General features: G+C 72.9%; 19 protein-coding genes. 12 read left to right on the top strand and 7 right to left on the bottom strand.

Going from position 1 to position 15,700, the window contains the following annotated elements; translation table 11 throughout:
* Positions 1-42: 42 nt before the first annotated feature.
* Positions 43-1,296: an 8-amino-7-oxononanoate synthase gene (locus ACH4K4_RS32895; RefSeq protein ID WP_398172473.1), complete on the top strand. Its 1,254-nt coding sequence runs from the start codon at positions 43-45 to the stop codon at positions 1,294-1,296.
* A gap of 27 nt (positions 1,297-1,323) precedes the next feature.
* Here ACH4K4_RS32895 and ACH4K4_RS32890 read toward each other — a convergent pair whose 3' ends face one another.
* Both ACH4K4_RS32890 and ACH4K4_RS32885 read right to left on the bottom strand, forming a co-directional pair.
* The gene (locus ACH4K4_RS32890) at positions 1,324-1,560 is read right to left on the bottom strand and encodes a DUF397 domain-containing protein (RefSeq protein ID WP_398172471.1); all 237 of its coding nucleotides are present in this window, start codon (positions 1,558-1,560) and stop codon (positions 1,324-1,326) included.
* A gap of 9 nt (positions 1,561-1,569) precedes the next feature.
* Positions 1,570-2,460, bottom strand: coding sequence for a helix-turn-helix domain-containing protein (locus ACH4K4_RS32885; RefSeq protein WP_398172469.1), 891 nt, complete (start codon positions 2,458-2,460; stop codon positions 1,570-1,572).
* Between the two features lie 304 nt (positions 2,461-2,764).
* Between ACH4K4_RS32885 and ACH4K4_RS32880 the strand changes: the two genes are divergently transcribed.
* Positions 2,765-3,193 carry an ATP-binding protein gene (locus ACH4K4_RS32880; protein WP_398172467.1) on the top strand — a complete coding sequence of 143 codons (429 nt, stop codon included), beginning with the start codon at positions 2,765-2,767 and terminating at the stop codon, positions 3,191-3,193.
* An 833-nt stretch (positions 3,194-4,026) separates the two neighbouring features.
* Here the strand turns inward: ACH4K4_RS32880 and ACH4K4_RS32875 are convergent.
* From ACH4K4_RS32875 to ACH4K4_RS32860, 4 genes are all read right to left on the bottom strand, one after another.
* The gene (locus ACH4K4_RS32875) at positions 4,027-4,599 is read right to left on the bottom strand and encodes a DUF6328 family protein (protein ID WP_398172465.1); all 573 of its coding nucleotides are present in this window, start codon (positions 4,597-4,599) and stop codon (positions 4,027-4,029) included.
* Positions 4,600-4,691: 92 nt separating this feature from the next.
* Positions 4,692-5,165: a C40 family peptidase gene (locus ACH4K4_RS32870; RefSeq protein ID WP_398172463.1), complete on the bottom strand. Its 474-nt coding sequence runs from the start codon at positions 5,163-5,165 to the stop codon at positions 4,692-4,694.
* Positions 5,166-5,731: 566 nt separating this feature from the next.
* Positions 5,732-6,037: a hypothetical protein gene (locus ACH4K4_RS32865; protein ID WP_398172461.1), complete on the bottom strand. Its 306-nt coding sequence runs from the start codon at positions 6,035-6,037 to the stop codon at positions 5,732-5,734.
* 6 nt (positions 6,038-6,043) lie between these two features.
* Entirely contained in the window at positions 6,044-6,679 is a 636-nt protein-coding gene (locus ACH4K4_RS32860; protein ID WP_398172459.1) for an ATP-dependent Clp protease proteolytic subunit, read from the bottom strand.
* 390 nt (positions 6,680-7,069) lie between these two features.
* Between ACH4K4_RS32860 and ACH4K4_RS32855 the strand changes: the two genes are divergently transcribed.
* The 4 genes from ACH4K4_RS32855 to ACH4K4_RS32840 all read left to right on the top strand — a co-directional run bounded on the left by ACH4K4_RS32855 (position 7,070) and on the right by ACH4K4_RS32840 (position 9,465).
* Positions 7,070-7,717: a hypothetical protein gene (locus ACH4K4_RS32855; protein ID WP_398172457.1), complete on the top strand. Its 648-nt coding sequence runs from the start codon at positions 7,070-7,072 to the stop codon at positions 7,715-7,717.
* Between the two features lie 234 nt (positions 7,718-7,951).
* Positions 7,952-8,329, top strand: a complete 378-nt coding sequence (locus tag ACH4K4_RS32850; protein ID WP_398172455.1) for an STAS domain-containing protein — start codon at positions 7,952-7,954, stop codon at positions 8,327-8,329.
* Positions 8,330-8,613: 284 nt separating this feature from the next.
* Entirely contained in the window at positions 8,614-8,916 is a 303-nt protein-coding gene (locus tag ACH4K4_RS32845; RefSeq protein ID WP_398172453.1) for a hypothetical protein, read from the top strand.
* A gap of 213 nt (positions 8,917-9,129) precedes the next feature.
* Positions 9,130-9,465: a type II toxin-antitoxin system Phd/YefM family antitoxin gene (locus ACH4K4_RS32840; RefSeq protein WP_398172451.1), complete on the top strand. Its 336-nt coding sequence runs from the start codon at positions 9,130-9,132 to the stop codon at positions 9,463-9,465.
* A 60-nt stretch (positions 9,466-9,525) separates the two neighbouring features.
* On the opposite strand, the gene ACH4K4_RS32835 is transcribed toward ACH4K4_RS32840, so the two are convergent.
* Complete coding sequence (locus tag ACH4K4_RS32835; protein ID WP_398172449.1) at positions 9,526-10,515, bottom strand: M28 family metallopeptidase; 990 nt, start codon at positions 10,513-10,515, stop codon at positions 9,526-9,528.
* A 371-nt stretch (positions 10,516-10,886) separates the two neighbouring features.
* On the opposite strand from ACH4K4_RS32835, the gene ACH4K4_RS32830 reads away from it, so the two are divergent.
* Genes ACH4K4_RS32830 through ACH4K4_RS32805 form a run of 6 tightly spaced genes read left to right on the top strand, consistent with a single transcriptional unit; the run spans position 10,887 to position 15,533 of the window.
* Positions 10,887-11,189: an urease subunit gamma gene (locus tag ACH4K4_RS32830; protein WP_398172447.1), complete on the top strand. Its 303-nt coding sequence runs from the start codon at positions 10,887-10,889 to the stop codon at positions 11,187-11,189.
* Between the two features lie 16 nt (positions 11,190-11,205).
* Positions 11,206-11,517 carry an urease subunit beta gene (locus tag ACH4K4_RS32825; protein ID WP_398172445.1) on the top strand — a complete coding sequence of 104 codons (312 nt, stop codon included), beginning with the start codon at positions 11,206-11,208 and terminating at the stop codon, positions 11,515-11,517.
* The gene (locus ACH4K4_RS32820; RefSeq protein ID WP_398172443.1) at positions 11,510-13,231 is read left to right on the top strand and encodes an urease subunit alpha; all 1,722 of its coding nucleotides are present in this window, start codon (positions 11,510-11,512) and stop codon (positions 13,229-13,231) included. Before ACH4K4_RS32825 ends, ACH4K4_RS32820 begins: the two co-directional genes overlap by 8 nt.
* 43 nt (positions 13,232-13,274) lie before the next feature.
* Complete coding sequence (locus ACH4K4_RS32815; RefSeq protein WP_398172441.1) at positions 13,275-13,949, top strand: urease accessory protein UreF; 675 nt, start codon at positions 13,275-13,277, stop codon at positions 13,947-13,949.
* Positions 13,950-13,995: 46 nt separating this feature from the next.
* Positions 13,996-14,697 (top strand): urease accessory protein UreG, encoded by a 702-nt coding sequence (gene ureG, locus ACH4K4_RS32810; RefSeq protein WP_398172439.1) that lies wholly within the window; start codon positions 13,996-13,998, stop codon positions 14,695-14,697.
* A complete protein-coding gene (locus ACH4K4_RS32805) occupies positions 14,694-15,533 on the top strand; it encodes an urease accessory protein UreD (RefSeq protein ID WP_398172437.1) in 840 nt (279 codons plus the stop codon). The genes ureG and ACH4K4_RS32805 overlap by 4 nt, the downstream gene beginning before the upstream one ends.
* Positions 15,534-15,700: the final 167 nt, after the last annotated feature.

The following is a 15,700-nucleotide window of genomic DNA, read 5'->3' as shown; positions in this document are numbered from 1 at the left end:
CCGCTAACGTCTATCGACAGCCCACAAACGAGAAGGAAGCCGATGCATCAGGACGACCCAGCCCCGCCGCGACTCCACGACGTGCCGGCCCTGCCTCGCGACGTGCCGGCGGAGCCGGGCGCCGCCCGCCGGAACGCCGGGCCCGGTGCCGGCGCCGGGGACGCCGCGTTCGGCTGGATCGATGCGGCCGGCGAACAGCGCCGACGGGCCGGCCTCGTACGCACGCTGCGGCCGCGGCCGGTCGAATCGCCGCTGCTGGACCTGGCGAGCAACGACTACCTCGGCCTGGCCCGGCACCCCGAGGTGACCCGCGGCGCCGCGCAGGCCGCGCATCGCTGGGGCGCCGGCGCCACCGGGTCGAGGCTGGTCTCCGGCAGCACCGAACTGCACACCCGGCTGGAGGCCGAACTCGCCGAGTTCTGCGGCTTCGAGGCCGCCCTCGTGCTGTCCTCCGGCTACGCGGCCAACCTCGCCGCCGTCACCGCGCTCAGCGGCCACGGCGGCCTGATCGTCTCGGACGCGGGCAACCACGCCTCGCTCATCGACGGCTGCCGGCTCTCCCACGCCCGGACCGACGTGGTGCCGCACGCCGACCCGGACGCGGTCGGCAAGGCGCTGGACGGGCACGGCGGCAGGGCGCTCGCCCTCACCGACTCCGTCTTCTCCGTGGACGGCGACGCCGCGCCGCTGCGCGCCCTCGCCGGCGCCTGCCGTGCGCACGGCGCGGCCCTGCTCGTCGACGACGCACACGGGCTGGGCGTACTCGGCGACGGAGGGCGCGGTGCGTTGCACGCGGCCGGACTGGCCGGGGACGCGGACGTGGTCGCCACCGTCACCCTGTCGAAGTCGCTCGGCAGCCAGGGCGGCGCGGTCCTCGGCCCGGCCCGGGTCGTCGAGCACCTGGTCAACACCGCCCGCACGTTCATCTTCGACACCGGGCTGGCCCCCGCGGCGGTCGGCGGGGCCCGCAAGGCGCTCCAGGTGCTGCGCCGCGAACCGGAACGGGCGGGCCGGGTCCGCGAGGTGGCGTGCGAACTGCACCAGCGGCTGGGCGACGCCGGGCTGGCGGTCGTACGCCCGGACGCCGCGGTGGTGTCGGTACGGGCGCCCTCGCCGGAACTGGCCGTCCGATGGGCCGCCGACTGCCGCACCGCCGGCCTGGCGGTCGGCTGCTTCCGGCCGCCGTCCGTGCCGGACGGCGTCTCCCGGCTCCGCCTCACCGCCCGCGCCGACCTGACCCCCCGGCAGCTGCGGGAGGCGGTCCGCACGATCGTACGAACCGCGCCGCCGGGCTGAGAGCGGCTGGCTGCCGGGCGCGCCGGTTCACCCCACCTTGGCGAAGCGGGCGTCGGTCAGCCCGTGGACGAAGGACGTCCAGGCGTCGGCGGTGAACAACAGGGCCGGGCCCGCGGTGTTCTTGGAGTCGCGTACGGCGAGCAGGCCGCGGCTGATGCGGGCCGTCTCGACGCAGTTGTTCATGCCGGTGCTGTGGCTGCTGCGCCGCCACCGCGCGCCGCGCACCGCGGGGCCGCAGGGTTCGTGCCGGAGCGGGACGGACATGGTGCCTCCTCAGGCGCCGGTGCCGGCCGGTCGGGCAGCGGCGATCCGGGCGATGAATTCCGATGACTTCTCGCATGAGAGGGCGTGCCCCCGCAGCGTGTCGAACGCATCGCTGTACGCCCTGAGGTCCGCTTGCTGTTCGAGGTAGAGGCTACTCGTCAAATGGTCGAGAACAACCACATCTAGGTCAGCAATGAGCGGAAAGGAGAAGATAACGAAAGGACCCGTGATGCCAATGTGTACACCGGACGCAAAAGGCAGCACCTGTAGTCGCACGTGAGGCAATCGCCCCACGTCCAGAATGTGCCGCAGCTGCGCGGCCATCACCCCGGGCGGGCCTACCTCCCGCCGCAGCACCGCCTCGTCCAGCACCGCCCACAGCTCCAGCGGCCGCTCGCCGCGCAGCACCTTCTGACGGGCGATCCGCACGTCCACCAACTCGTCGACCTGCTCCGCCGGCAGACCCGACAGCGCCGCGCGGGTCACCGCCCGCGCGTAGTCCGGAGTCTGTAGCAGCCCCGGCACCACCGTCGTCTCCAGCGTGCGCGCCCGGGACGCCTCGTACTCCAGGCTGATGAAATCCCGGTACTCCGGCGGCAGCAGATCGCGGTACGCCTGCCACCAGCCCTGCCGGCCGGCGCCGCCGCCCTCCCCCGGGCCGTCCCCGCACAGCGCCGCGAGCAGGGCGCGCGGCTCCGCCTCCCGGACGCCGTACGCGTCGAGCAGCCGTTCGACATCGGCGGGCCTGACCCCGCTGCGCCCGGTCTCGATCCGGCTGATCTTGGACTGGTGCCACCCGACCAGGCAGGCCGCCCCACCACTGGTGAGTCCGGCCCGCATCCGCTGGCGCCGCAGCTCGGCACCCAGTTTGCGGCGGCGCACCGCGGGCCCGTACCGCATACCGTGTCCTCCGTCCTGTGCGGCGAAGAACGCGCCGCGGGCGCGCCCTTCGGCCGATGGCCGATTCCGATCCGACAGTGTGCCGCGCAAATCCGGTCTCGCGTCGCAGAGTTCACTGCTTCGGGCGACAGATATATGCACCTCCTGGTGGATGGCCCGTCACAGTTGCAGCATGAGTGGCACTCTGGCGCACAGAAGCAGTCCGAGGCCGGAGCCGAGGGGACCGAAAAGGCCGGACCGCGACGGCGGCTCCCTTCGGCGGAGGGCAGGATTCGAGCCTCGGTGGGAAAGGGACGGCATCGCGATGGCAGACCACCAGGAATCCTCACTCACCCTGTCCAGCACACCGGCATCGGTCGCCGAGGCCCGCAGGCACGTCATGGGCGTACTGGCCGAATGGGGCCTGCCGGACGGAACGGATACGGCCGACACCGTACGTCTGATCGTTTCCGAGCTCGCCACCAACGCCGTACAGCACACTTTCGGCCAGTCGCCCGCCTTCACCGTCGACGTCCGGCTCGACCGGCACGAGCGGCTGCGGATCGGCGTCACCGACGACCACCCGCGCTGGCCGAAGCGGCTGCCGGCCGCCGTCCAGCAGGACAACGGGCGGGGCATGGTCATCGTCCGCTTCCTCACCGCCGAGTCCGGCGGGCAGCTGACGGTCGAGCCCACCGAGGCCGGGGGCAAGACCGTCTGGGTCGCCCTGCCCTGGAGGCTGTTCCTTCCCTAGCGGTCCGGTGCCCGCCGCCGGGCGCCCCGGGGGGCGCGGCGGCGTCCTCAGGGCCTGGCGAGGAAACGTGACTTCCGACGGCGGCCCGCACCGCAAGCGCAGTTCGCGCCCTCGTCCCGCACCTGCCGGTACGTGGGGCTGGACTCCCGGCCGCAGGAGGAACAGCGGCACGGCCAGGGCTCGTAGGCACCAGGGCAGGGGACCAGCGGCGTGAACCCGGCCGCGTACATGACCCGCTCGGCAACGGTGGCAGGGCCGGGTGTGACCGGACCGGGCGGCGGCGGAATCCTCGGCGGCTCGGACGGTACGGCCGGGATGGGGGAGGCCGCAGCGGGTGCGGGGACAGCCGGGGCCGCAGGGGCGGCGGGTGGCATGGGAACGGCCGGAGGCATCGGGCCGGCAAGGGCCGGCGGGGCCGCGAGGACGGTCGGTGGTGCGGGAGTGGCCGGTGCTGCGGGGGTGGTGGGCGCTACGGGGGTGGTGGGGCCCGGGAAACCGGCCGGTGCCGCGGGCGCGCCGGGAGCGAGGTCGCCGGGGTGCCACTGATGCAGGCAGGAGGCACACCACCACAGCAGTTCTCCGGCGCCGTAGACGCCCTCGTCCTCCCACAGCACGTCCGTGCTGCCGCAGGCCGGGCAGGGGGTGGCGGGCGAGCGGCGGCGCAGAAGTCCGCGCAGGTTCACGAGTCGTTCCCGGTGTGCGTGGGCTGGGGCTTGAGCGTGTGCATGGGTCTCCTCACGTGCTAAGGAGACTTCATCGGTTTGCCGTCGCCAAAGCAAGGACGACCAGGTCACAAAACCGGGGCGCACAGGAGAACGAGCCGGTGGACCGGGTCAGGAGGAGCGGCCGCGCTCCGCCGGTTTGATGTGGCCGTTGCGGTGACCCAGCACCCGCGGCAGCAGCGCCCACAGGCCGGCGCACGTCACCAGCGTCACCGAACCCGCCATCACGCCCGCGCCCCGCCCCAGCACGACGTCGACGACGAGCAGCACGGCCCCGGCCAGCGCCAGTGCCAGCACCGCCATGCCGGCCGCCGTCAGCCGCGCCGAGACCTCCACGACCAGCGCCTTCGCGCGCCGCCTGAACAGCACCCGGTGCACCGCGGCGGGCGCCGTGAGCAGCAGGGTCGCCAGCACGGCCAGCAGCAAGGTGCCGACGTAGAAACCGCGTTGCGTGGCGTCCAGGGAGACGAAGCGCGGGGTGAAGGCCAGCGTCAGCAGGAACGCGAAGAGGATCTGCACACCGGTCTGCAGGACGCGGAGTTCCTGGAGCAGTTCGCCGAAGTTGCGGTCATAGCGCTCAAGAGGCGTCTCGTTGCGGTCCGCGCAGGTGGCGTACCGGGCAGACCTGGACGGCCCGGGCGGATCGGATGGTTCGGTGCGGTCGTCGTCGGTGAAAGGGGCCATTGCGTACGGGTATCCGCCGAGGCGCTGATCACTCCCCGTACGCGCGGGGCGGTACGCGAACCCGCACGCGTACCGCCCCGCGGGCCCACGGATCAGCGGACCCGGCCGTAGGAGACGCTGCGCGACCAGATGCGCTCCAGGCGCACGACGGCGCCGGGTTTGGGCGCGTGCCAGATCCGGCCGTTCCCCGCGTAGATGCCCACGTGGTAGATGCCTCTGCGCGAGTGGAAGAAGACCAGGTCGCCGAGGCGGCGCGAGGCGGCGGGGAGGTGCCGGGTGCGGTTGTACTGTGCCGACGCGGTGCGCGGCAGGCGCTTGCCGGCCCGCTTGAACGAGTACAGGGTCAGTCCCGAGCAGTCGAAACGGTGGGGACCGCTGGCTCCGTACCTGTAGGGCGCTCCCTTCTTGGAAGCGGCGATCCGCAGTGCTGCTGCCGAGGTCGTCGCGGCTTCGGCGTCCGCGGTGGCTCCCGGTACGACCAGTGTCCCGCCGATCGTGGCGAGGGCGAGGAAGGAGGTGACTCCGGCTCGCGCCAGCATGGGGGAGATGGTGGTACGCGCAGTCATGCGCAACCCTTCGTCTGCCGCCTGCGAAGGAGTGCCTGTCGGGTTCGGGCAGGCGAAGATGCCCGGTCGCGGTCACGACTTCACCCCAAGGGCCCGTACGGCCGTGGCGGCCGGCGGTCCCGTCGTGCTCGGGTCCTCCGCTCCTGCCGTCCAGGCGCATCGACCAGACGTCCGGTGCGGCGGCAGGATTGGGCGTCCGTCCGGACCGCCCCACCGCTGTGGCGGGGGCTTGTCGTCGAAGCGATGGTTACGCACCCGGCGCCCGGATTCCGAGCGGAAGCGGCATATGTGAGCTTGGTCACGTCTGCGCCGTTCGGGTGGACAGCGGCTGTTCCGCGGGGAGCGCGCGACGGGTGGCGACCCCCGCACCAGGCCCGGAACACTGGGTTCCGAGCGGCACGTACACCCTTCGCGCAAGCCGTGTGGTGTGGTGCGCCGCGCGTGAATACGCCGATCGGGCGAGCCCGATCGGGCTTCGTGTCGGCACCCCGGGGCGCTGTGACGGGTGTGCCGGGCCTGGCGGAGGGCGCCCGACCCCCGTGCGGGCGCCCTTCGCCGACGCGCCGTCAACCTCGCGGCGGTGGCACGGAAATGAGGCCGGCCCGGCGCTCGCCGTCCAGTACGCGCAGGGCCTGCGCCAGCGCCCCCGCGTGCAGTTCGCTCTCGCCCCGGTCGTGCATCAAGGTCAACGCGTCCCGCAGCGCGGTGGACTTGCCGACCAGCGCCTGCGCGGCACGCAGGGCGCCGTAGGTGTCCGTACCGCGGGCCGGGTTGATCCGGCCCAGCAGGTCCAGCACCGCCAGGTAGCTGTCGACGACCTCACCCTCGGCGCGCGTCAGCGCGGGCAGCGGCGGCAGTTCGGGCGGAAACACCCCGGCTCACCTCGCACCGGACGTCGTGGGGCGCTGCTTGCGGCTGCGGGTGAGCCCGTCGACGAGGCCGTACTCGACGGCCGCCTCGGAGCTGAAGACCTTGTCGCGTTCGAGGTCCTGGGCGATCCGCTCGGGAGGCTGGCCGGTGTGCCGTACGAGCAGTTCCTCCAGCAGCGCGCGGGTGCGCAGCAGTTCGTCCGCCTGGATCCGGAGGTCGTCGGCCTGGCCCTGGACGGGTTCGCCGAACGAGGGCTGGTGGATGAGGATCCGGGCGCCGGGCAGGGCGAGGCGCTTCCCGGGCGTGCCGGCCGCGAGCAGCACCGCGGCGGCGGAGGCGGCCTGGCCCAGGCAGACCGTCTCGATGTCGCAGCCCACGAACTGCATCGTGTCGTAGATCGCGGACATCGCGGTGAAGGAGCCGCCGGGGGAGTTGACGTAGAGCGAGATGTCCCGGCCGGGAGCGTCGTAGTCCAGGTGCATGAGCTGCGCGATCACGTCGTTGGCGGTGGTGTCGTCGACCGGTGTGCCGAGGAAGACGATCCGCTCGCCGAGCAGCTTGGAGTACGGGTCCATGGTGCGGGACCCGTAAGAGGTGCGTTCGGTGAACTCCGGGAGGACGTGGCGGGCCGCGGGACGGTTCATGGAGGACTCCTCTTCCCTGTCCATCTGTAAAAAATGTACAGAACGTACGTAGAGCTAGATGGGAGCACGTTCTGTCGGCCGAAGCAATGTCCCGAACGGGAGAGGGGGTGGGTGATCGCTGAGGGCGAAACGCGCACGAGGAGTCAGGAAGAGGGGCATGGGGGCGACTTGATGGGACGTGAGGCGCTGGCGACCTGTCGTGTCATCAGGTTGGGAGGGTGGGGCGCCCGGCGCGCCAAGTCCTTCTGCGTGCCCCGCCGATGCCGCCGGTTGCCCGGAGTTACCGCGCACATCCCCTGTGTCACGCAAATGCCCGATACGCCGTGCGATGCGACCGCTCATGGGCTGCTCTGGAAGTACTCCGAACACCTCAGCAGGGAGAACCGCACCATGCGCATACGCGTCTTTCTGGGGGCCGCCGCCCTCACCGCGACCACGGTCCTCGGCGCCGCCGGCACCTCCGCCGCCGCGCCCGCCCCTCCGCCGGCCGGGCCGGCCGCCACCCACGAGGACACCAAGCGGTACGACAGCCGGGACCGGGCCGACGCCCTGTGGCGCCTCACCTACAGCCGGGCCACGCACAAGGTGCGCGCCGTCTACCCCGGGGCACGGCTGGTGACGGCTTACGGGCACGCGCCGACGGGGCCCACCACGAACATGGCGAAGGTGACCCGCTGGCGGTTCATCTACGAGGTCCCGCAGCGCGGGAACGGCCGCGCCAAGCCCGTGCTCGGCGCGTATGTCGACGCCGTACTCGGCGGTGCCGTCGGGCGGCCGCAGCCGGGCCGGGGTGCCTGGCTGGACAACGCGCCGATCAAGGGTCCGAGACTGGCGCCGGCGCGTGCGTACGAGCACGTGAAGAACGCCGGGCACCGCGGCCACGGCTTCCAGTTCGTCGAGCTCGGCAACCCGCTGCACCCGCAGCTCAAGCAGCGCTGGATCTTCACCAACCGGCGCGGCGTATGCGACTCGTACTCCGTGAACGACGCCGACGGCAGGGTTCACAACCTGTGCAAGCGCGGCATGACCGACAGCTGAACCGTTTCGTGCGGGTCCCGGCCGCTGACGGCAGCCGGGGCCCGCACGGCCGAGGGGCTCCGGCCCCTTGGCCGGCGTGCTCATCCGGCAGCTCGACGTCCCGCCGGCCCCACTGCGCGAAGCGCTGCTCCTCCTGGCCTCCCAGCGGCCCGTCCGAGCCGGCGGCCCTGATTGCGCCGACCCCTTCGCGGTCATATACCCGTGTGGTGAGAGCGGGGCGGAGGGAGCGGGCGCGTGGGCGACGAGGAGAGCATCCCGCTGCGGGTGGTCGTCACCCGGGTCGTCGGCACCGGTGCCGTGATCGTCGTCACCGGCCAGCTCAACGACGACTCGCAGGTCGTGCTGCGCATGAAGGCCAAAGGACAGATCGCGCTGCGCCGCGACCACCTGATACTCGACCTCGCGGGGCTGGAACGGTGCGACGTGGGCGGGCTGGGGGCCCTGATCTACATACGCCGGCAGGCCCTCGCCCAAGGCGGCAGCGTCCGGCTGGTGGGCCTAAGCGGGTCGCCGCTGCGCAACTTCCTCCGGGCCGGGCTGTCCGTGGTCTTCCCGCTCTACACGGAACTGAGCACGGCCAGCGCCAACTGGCCGCCGCAACCGGAGCCTTGACAGCGACTCCCGCGGAGCGCCGTGGTGCAGCGTTCCGGCCGAAGTCGCCCGCGCGCCCCGGCGCCTCCCCGGTGTGCGGCGTGTGCCGGACTTCCTCCGGGGCCACACCGAGCCCGCCCGGAATCCCGCGGGGCTGCACGAGGCGACTCCTGCCGCGCCGGCCCCTGGCCGGAGCGCGCCTTGTGGAACCCGCCCGTACGGACACTGCCGTTCCGGTTGGGAGAGCCCGGGTACCCACCCGGCGGACCCGAGCCATCGGGCCGAATCGAGTCCAGGAGGACGCGATGGCTACCGCTTCGTCAGCCGGATACCCGGAGTCCGGCCGGTCCCAGGCCGCCCGCACCGAGCGGCGCGTGGGCGCGGAGACCAAACCCGCGTTCAAAAGCACCGAGTTCTTCGTCTACCTCGCCGCCGTGGTGGCGGTCCTGGTCGCCTCCGCCGTCGTCGGCGACGGCTTCCGCGACGTGGACCGCTTCCCCGCCGACCAAGCGTGGCTCTACGTCACGCTGCTGACCGTGGGCTACATGCTCAGCCGCGGCCTGGCCAAGTGCGGCAGCCGCGAACCGGCCGACCGCACCGACGCCTGACCGCGGCCGGCACGGGCGGCCCGGCATCCGCTGCCGGGCCGCCCGCACCCGGCTGCTCCGCCGGGGTGGCAGCGGGACCATAGCCAGGCGGTGCGCGATGGCCGCCGAGGACGCGGTGCGCGTGGAGTGCCACCGCACCGGCGCCGCCCGGCTCGACATCCGACCGGTCGCCGCCCCGGCCGGGGAGTGGACACGGGCTCTTAAGCTGGGTCCATGGCTTATGAGATTCCGGTGACGCAGGCCCGGGCAGAGTTGGCGGATCTGATCAACCGCGTCGTCTACGCCGGCGAGCGGGTGGTCGTCACGCGCCACGGCAAGCCTCTGGTGGGGCTGGTCTCCGCCGCCGACCTGGAGCGTCTGGAGGCGTACCGGGCGGCGGAGGAGGCCGCGGCGGAGGAGCAGGTGATCAGCACGGTCTCCGTGGTGCGGCCGTTCGCGTCGCCGCCCGGTGAATGGCGCCGCTTCGGCATCGCGGCCGAGCACCGCGGTACGGCGGGTGACCGCGGTGCGACGGGCGAGCACGGCGGCCCGGGCGCGGGGGAGCGCTGACCGGGCCGCACGGGACGCGCGGTGGCGGCCGCCGGGTGGCGGGTCCGGCCGGGGCCGGGGTCAGGAGCCGAGTTTCCAGACCGCGTCGGCGATCGCGGCGGTGTTGTTGCCCAGCGCCGTGTCGTCGATGTTCTTCGCGGTGTCGCAGGACGCGTGGTAGCAGGCGTCGAACGCCTTGCCCGCCGTACCGCCCCACTTCTTCGCCTGCTCCGCGGTCTTGATGTAGTCGGCTCCTGAGAACAGCCCGCCCACCGGGACGCCGGCGTCCTTGAACGGGGCGTGGTCGGAGCGCCCGTCGCCCTCCGTCTCGATCTCGGTGGCGATGTTCTCGGCGGCGAAGTGGTCCTTGAAGACCTTCTCCAGGCGCGGGTCGTCGTCGTAGACGAAGTAGCCGGGGTTCGGTGAGCCGATCATGTCGAAGTTCAGATACGCGTCGATCTTCGCGCGGTCGCCGGCGGCCAGCGAGTCCACGTAGTGCCGGGAGCCGGCCATGCCGTTCTCCTCGGAGCCCCACCAGGCGAACCGCAGGTGCTGGGCGGGCTTGAAATGCGTGCGGGAGACGGCGAGCGCGACTTCCAGGACGCCCGCCGAGGCGGAACCGTTGTCGTTGATGCCGGGGCCTTCGGTCACCGAGTCCAGGTGGGCGCCGGCCATCACGGTCCGCTCGGCGCTGCCGCCCGGCCAGTCGGCGAGGAGGTTGTAGCCCTTGGTGCCGTTACGGGTGAACTCCTGGACGGTGGTGGTGAATCCGGCCGCGTCCAGCTTGCCCTTGAGATAGTCGACGGAGGCCCGGTAGCCGGCCGTACCGTGGGCGCGGTTGCCGCCGTTGGCGTCCGCGATCGCCTGCAGCCGGTCGAGGTGGGCCTTGACGCCGGCGACCGGGATGTCAGGGGCGGTGGCCGGCGCGGCCTCCGCCCCGGCCACCGGCCCCAGCAGCGCGGCGCCGAGGGCGGCGCACGCGCCGGCGGCGAGCGCGGTACGACGTATTCGCGCGGGACGAGCGGAACGAGGGGTGTGGGGGAGGGAGGAAGTCTGGGGCGTGGGGTGCACGCGGGTCACGATGTGGCTCCGATGCTGGTGTGGGGGGATGGCGCTGTGGGGGTGTTGTGGGGTATGCGCCGAGAGTTTTGATGTGGCCATGAGGATCGTGTCCGATCCGCGCCGCGTCAAGAGCGGATACCGGACGCGGGGGCGGGAGTGGGGGCCGGGCCGGGGCCGGTGACGTTTCGCGGCCGACTCGCCGGGTTAACGCCGGCGAAATCGCGTCGAACTAGCCTGCGGGCGGCGGGGCGTTGATGGAGCGGAGCTGGCGAGCAGTTTGCTCCGCCTTTAAACAGTGTGTGATACATCTGCTTTTGCGGGTGTGTCGCCACCCGTGACCTGGGCATTTGTGCCCAGCGCGAAGACGGTGAGGTGAAGGCATGCAACTGACCCCGCATGAGCAGGAACGCCTGATGATTCATGTGGCGGCGGACGTGGCCGAGAAGCGGCGGTCCCGCGGGGTACGGCTGAACCACCCGGAAGCCGTCGCGCTGCTGACGGCGCACATCCTCGAAGGCGCGCGGGACGGCCGTACCGTCGCCGAGCTGATGTCGACCGGGCGCAAGGTGCTCACCCGTGACGAGGTCATGGAAGGCGTCCCGGAGATGATCCACGACGTACAGGTCGAGGCGACCTTCCCCGACGGCACCAAGCTGGTCACCGTCCACGAGCCCATCAACTGAAGCCGGGAGACCGCCGATGATCCCGGGACAGATCCTCCACGCCGACGAGCCGGTGCGCCTGAACCAGGGGCTCCCCGTCACCCGTATGACCGTGCTGAACGCCGCCGACCGCCCCGTGCAGGTCGGCTCCCACTACCACTTCGCCGAGGCCAACCCGGGCCTCGACTTCGACCGTGCGGCCGCGCACGGCAAACGCCTCAACGTCCCCGCCGGCTCCGCCGTGCGCTTCGAGCCCGGCATCCCCACCGAGGTCGAACTCGTCCCCGTCGCGGGCAAGCGGATCGTCGCGGGCCTGCGCGGCGAGACCGGAGGCCCCCTCGATGGCTGACCTGACCCGCGCCGCCTACGCAGACCTGTACGGCCCGACCGCGGGCGACCGCGTGCGGTTGGCCGACACCGGCCTCTTCGTCGAGATCACCGAGGACCGCTCGGGCGGTCCGGGCCACGCCGGTGACGAGGCGGTCTTCGGCGGCGGCAAGGTGATCCGCGAATCGATGGGCCAGTCCCGGGCCACCCGCGCCGAGGGCGCGCCCGACACCGTCGTCACCGGCGCGATCGTCCTGGACCACTGGGGGGTCGTGAAGGCGGACGTCGGCATACGGGACGGCCGGATCGTCGCGCTCGGCAAGGCCGGCAACCCCGACACCATGGACGGGGTACACCCCGACCTGGTGATCGGCCCGGAGACCGAGGTCATCGCGGGCAACGGCAAGATCCTCACCGCCGGGGCCATCGACACCCACGTGCACTTCATCTGCCCCCAGCAGGTCGACGAGGCCCTGGCCTCCGGCGTCACCACCCTGGTCGGCGGCGGCACGGGCCCGGCCGAGGGCAGCAAGGCCACCACCATCACGCCCGGTGCCTGGCACGTTGCCCGGATGTTCGAGTCGATGGACGGACTGCCCGTCAACGTCGGACTGCTGGGCAAGGGCAACACCATGTCCGCCGCCTCGATGCGCGACCAGCTGCGCGCGGGCGTGCTCGGCTTCAAGATCCACGAGGACTGGGGCGCCACCCCCGCCGTACTCGACGCCTGTCTGCGCGTGTGCGAGGAGAGCGGCGCCCAGCTCGCCATCCATACGGACACCCTGAACGAGGCGGGCTTCCTCCAGGACACCCTGGCCGCCATCGCGGGGCGCGGCATCCACGCGTACCACGTCGAGGGGGCCGGCGGCGGCCACGCGCCCGACATGATCGCCATGGTCTCCGAGCCGAACGTGCTGCCCGCCTCCACCAACCCGACGCGGCCGCACACCGTCAACACCGTCGAGGAACACCTCGACATGCTGATGGTCTGCCACCACCTGAACCCCGCCGTGCCGGAGGACCTCGCCTTCGCCGAGTCCCGGATCCGGCCCTCGACCATCGCGGCCGAGGACATCCTGCACGACCTCGGCGCCATCTCGATCATGTCCTCGGACGCCCAGGCGATGGGCCGCATCGGCGAGGTCGTCCTGCGGACGTGGCAGACCGCGCACGTGATGAAGAAGCGGCGCGGCGCGCTGCCCGGCGACCTGCTCGCGGACAACGCGCGTGCCCGCCGTTACGTCGCCAAGTACACCATCAACCCGGCCGTCGCCCAGGGCATCGACCACGAGGTCGGCTCCGTCGAGGACGGCAAGCTGGCCGACCTGGTGCTGTGGGACCCGGCGTTCTTCGGCGTCAAGCCGCAGCTCGTCATCAAGGGCGGCCAGATCGCGTACGCGCAGATGGGCGACGCCAACGCCTCCATCCCCACCCCGCAGCCGGTGCTGCCCCGCCCGATGTTCGGCGCGTTCGGCAGGGCGCCGGGCGCCAACTCCGTCAACTTCGTGTCCGAGCAGGCCCTGGCGGACGGGCTGCCCGGCCGGCTGGGGCTGGCCAAGTCCTTCCAGGCCATCCGCAGCACCCGCGGCGTGACCAAGGCGGACATGCGCAACAACGACGCGCTGCCGAGCGTCCACGTCGACCCGGACACCTTCACGGTGACCATCGACGGGGACGTGGTCGAGCCCGCGCCGGCCGCCGAACTGCCCATGGCCCAGCGGTACTTCCTCTTCTGAGGGGCCTGGACATGCGGGAGAGGCCGAAGAAAGGGGTGCGGCGGTGAGCAGGGCGGCGCTTCTCGTCCTGGCCGACGGCCGGTTCCCCGCCGGCGGGCACGCGCACTCCGGGGGCGCCGAGGCGGCCGTCACCGCCGGGCGTATCAGGGACGCGGCGAGCCTGGAGGCGTTCTGCCGGGGGCGGCTGCACACCGCGGGGCTGGTCGCCGCCGGGCTGGCCGCCGCGGCGGCCGCAGGGTGCGACCCGCTGGAGCTGGACGAGGCCGCCGACGCCCGTACGCCCGTACCCGCGCTGCGGCTCACGGCCCGCAGGCTGGGGCGGCAGATGATGCGCGCGGCCCGCGCGACCTGGCCGTCGGCCGAGCTGGACGCGCTCGCCGCGGCGCGCCCGCGCGGTGCCCACCAGCCCGTCGTGCTGGGCCTGGCGGCCCGGTCGGCGGGGCTCGGCCCACTGGACGCCGCCTATGCCGCCGCGTACGAGAACATCAGCGGCCCGGCCACCGCGTCCGTACGTCTGCTGAGCCTGGACCCGTTCGACGCGACCGCGGTCCTCGCCCGCCTGGCGGCGCCGCTCGACCAGGTCGCGCAGCAGGCCGTCGAAGCGGCGCGACGGGTCCCCTCCGAAGGCACCGGCGTGCTGCCCGCCGCCTCCGCGCCGCTGCTCGACATCACCGCTCAGCAGCACGCCGCCTGGCCGGTACGGCTCTTCGCCTCGTAAGCCGTGCCGCCCCCGTACCCGCACCCGACACGATCACGGAGCAGCCATGCATCTCGATCACGACCTCGACGAGAGGTTCCCCCACCGGCACACCTACAGCGCCGCGGAGGCCAGGCGCCCCGACGGCACCCGCCGCGCGCTGCGCATCGGGCTCGGCGGGCCGGTGGGCACCGGCAAGACCGCCACCGTCGCCGCGCTGTGCCGCGCCCTGCGTGACGAACTGTCCATCGCCGTGGTCACCAACGACATCTACACCCGCGAGGACGCCGAGTTCCTGCTGCGCGAGGCGGTCCTGCCCGCCGAGCGCATCACCGCCGTCGAGACCGGCGCCTGCCCGCACACCGCCATCCGCGACGACATCTCCGCCAACCTCGAAGCCGTCGAGGACCTGGAAGACGCGGTCGGCCCCCTCGATCTGATCCTGGTGGAATCCGGCGGCGACAACCTCACCGCCACCTTTTCCAGGGGACTGGTCGACGCCCAGATCTTCGTCATCGACGTGGCGGGCGGCGACGACATCCCGCGCAAGGGCGGCCCCGGCGTCACCACCGCCGACCTCCTCGTCGTCAACAAGACCGACCTCGCCCCCTACGTCGGCGTCGACCTGGAGGGCATGGCCCGCGACGCCAAGACCCAGCGCGGCGACCTGCCCGTCGTCTTCACCTCCCTGAAGGCGGAGAACGGCGTGCGGCCGGTCTCGGACTGGGTCCGCGAACGCCTCGCCGACTGGAGCGCGGGCCCCGCATGACCTTGGCGCCTCCCGAACGGATCCGGCCCGAGGCCCCGGGGCCGGTACGGCTCCCGGACCGCACGCCCGTGCCGCACGGCCTGCGTGCCACGGCCCGTATCACCGCGCGGGCCGGCGCCGGCGGCGTCACCGGCCTGCCCGTCCTGGACGGCGAGGGCCCGCTCGCGCTGCGCCGCGTCCGTTCGTACGGGGCGCAGGCCCGGGTGTGTGTCGTCGGCGCCATGAGCGCCCCGCTCGGCGGCGACCGGCTGCGCGTCGAAGCCACCGTCGAGGACGGCGCCGACCTGTGCGTCACGGCGGCCGCCGCGACCGTCGCGCTGCCGGGGCGTACCGCCGAACCCGCCACGTACGACGTGGTGTTGACCGTCGGCGACGGGGCCAGGCTGGCCTGGCTGCCGGAACCGCTCATCTCCGCCGAGGGCAGCGATCTGCGGATGACGACGACCGTCCACCTCGCGCCCACCGCGCGCCTCGTCCTGCGCGAGGAACAGGTGCTGGGGCGCAGCGGCGAACGGCCGGGGCGGCTGCGCAGCCGCCTGACGGTGCGCCGCGCCGGGCGCCTCCTGCTCGACCAGGAGACGGGGTACGGGCCCGGCGTTCCCGGCTGGGACACCGCCGCGGTCCTCGGCGGCAACCGCGCCACCGGCCAGCTCCTCGTGGTGGACCCGGCGTTCGACGACGACCCGCCCGAGGTGCGGATCCTGGGCACGGGGCCGGAGGAAGGGCAGGGAGTGCGCGGCCCGCTCGCCGGGCCCGCCGCGCTGACCACCGCCGTCGCCCCGGACGGGCTACGGCTGCGACGCCTCCTGGACGCGGCGGTTCCGGCTTCGGAGTGAGCGCGGCGCCGCTCCGGGGGGAGGGAGCGGCGCCGCGACCTACAAGACGGCCAACGGGCGGGATCGGTGCCACCTAAAGGTTGTCCCGTAACCAGTGGTGCGGTTGGCGCGTTGGTTGGGCATGGGTGGGGTGATCTCGGCAGATGATCCGAAGTGGATCGAGCCGT

The organism is Streptomyces sp. NPDC017529 (assembly GCF_044329785.1).
In the GTDB taxonomy this organism is placed as follows: Bacteria; Actinomycetota; Actinomycetes; order Streptomycetales; family Streptomycetaceae; genus Streptomyces.
Note: the sequence above shows the minus strand (reverse complement) of the source record. Positions and strands in the feature narration are given on the sequence as shown.

What these genes read in the sequence shown, in the direction of transcription:
- ACH4K4_RS32895 (WP_398172473.1), top strand. Translation starts at nt 43, where the DNA reads ATGCATCAGGACGACCCAGCCCCGCCGCGACTCCACGACGTGCCGGCC.
- ACH4K4_RS32890 (WP_398172471.1), bottom strand. Translation starts at nt 1,560, where the DNA reads ATGTCCGTCCCGCTCCGGCACGAACCCTGCGGCCCCGCGGTGCGCGGC.
- ACH4K4_RS32885 (WP_398172469.1), bottom strand. Translation starts at nt 2,460, where the DNA reads ATGCGGTACGGGCCCGCGGTGCGCCGCCGCAAACTGGGTGCCGAGCTG.
- ACH4K4_RS32880 (WP_398172467.1), top strand. Translation starts at nt 2,765, where the DNA reads ATGGCAGACCACCAGGAATCCTCACTCACCCTGTCCAGCACACCGGCA.
- ACH4K4_RS32875 (WP_398172465.1), bottom strand. Translation starts at nt 4,599, where the DNA reads ATGGCCCCTTTCACCGACGACGACCGCACCGAACCATCCGATCCGCCC.
- ACH4K4_RS32870 (WP_398172463.1), bottom strand. Translation starts at nt 5,165, where the DNA reads ATGACTGCGCGTACCACCATCTCCCCCATGCTGGCGCGAGCCGGAGTC.
- ACH4K4_RS32860 (WP_398172459.1), bottom strand. Translation starts at nt 6,679, where the DNA reads ATGAACCGTCCCGCGGCCCGCCACGTCCTCCCGGAGTTCACCGAACGC.
- ACH4K4_RS32855 (WP_398172457.1), top strand. Translation starts at nt 7,070, where the DNA reads ATGCGCATACGCGTCTTTCTGGGGGCCGCCGCCCTCACCGCGACCACG.
- ACH4K4_RS32845 (WP_398172453.1), top strand. Translation starts at nt 8,614, where the DNA reads ATGGCTACCGCTTCGTCAGCCGGATACCCGGAGTCCGGCCGGTCCCAG.
- ACH4K4_RS32840 (WP_398172451.1), top strand. Translation starts at nt 9,130, where the DNA reads ATGGCTTATGAGATTCCGGTGACGCAGGCCCGGGCAGAGTTGGCGGAT.
- ACH4K4_RS32830 (WP_398172447.1), top strand. Translation starts at nt 10,887, where the DNA reads ATGCAACTGACCCCGCATGAGCAGGAACGCCTGATGATTCATGTGGCG.
- ACH4K4_RS32825 (WP_398172445.1), top strand. Translation starts at nt 11,206, where the DNA reads ATGATCCCGGGACAGATCCTCCACGCCGACGAGCCGGTGCGCCTGAAC.
- ACH4K4_RS32820 (WP_398172443.1), top strand. Translation starts at nt 11,510, where the DNA reads ATGGCTGACCTGACCCGCGCCGCCTACGCAGACCTGTACGGCCCGACC.
- ureG (WP_398172439.1), top strand. Translation starts at nt 13,996, where the DNA reads ATGCATCTCGATCACGACCTCGACGAGAGGTTCCCCCACCGGCACACC.
- ACH4K4_RS32805 (WP_398172437.1), top strand. Translation starts at nt 14,694, where the DNA reads ATGACCTTGGCGCCTCCCGAACGGATCCGGCCCGAGGCCCCGGGGCCG.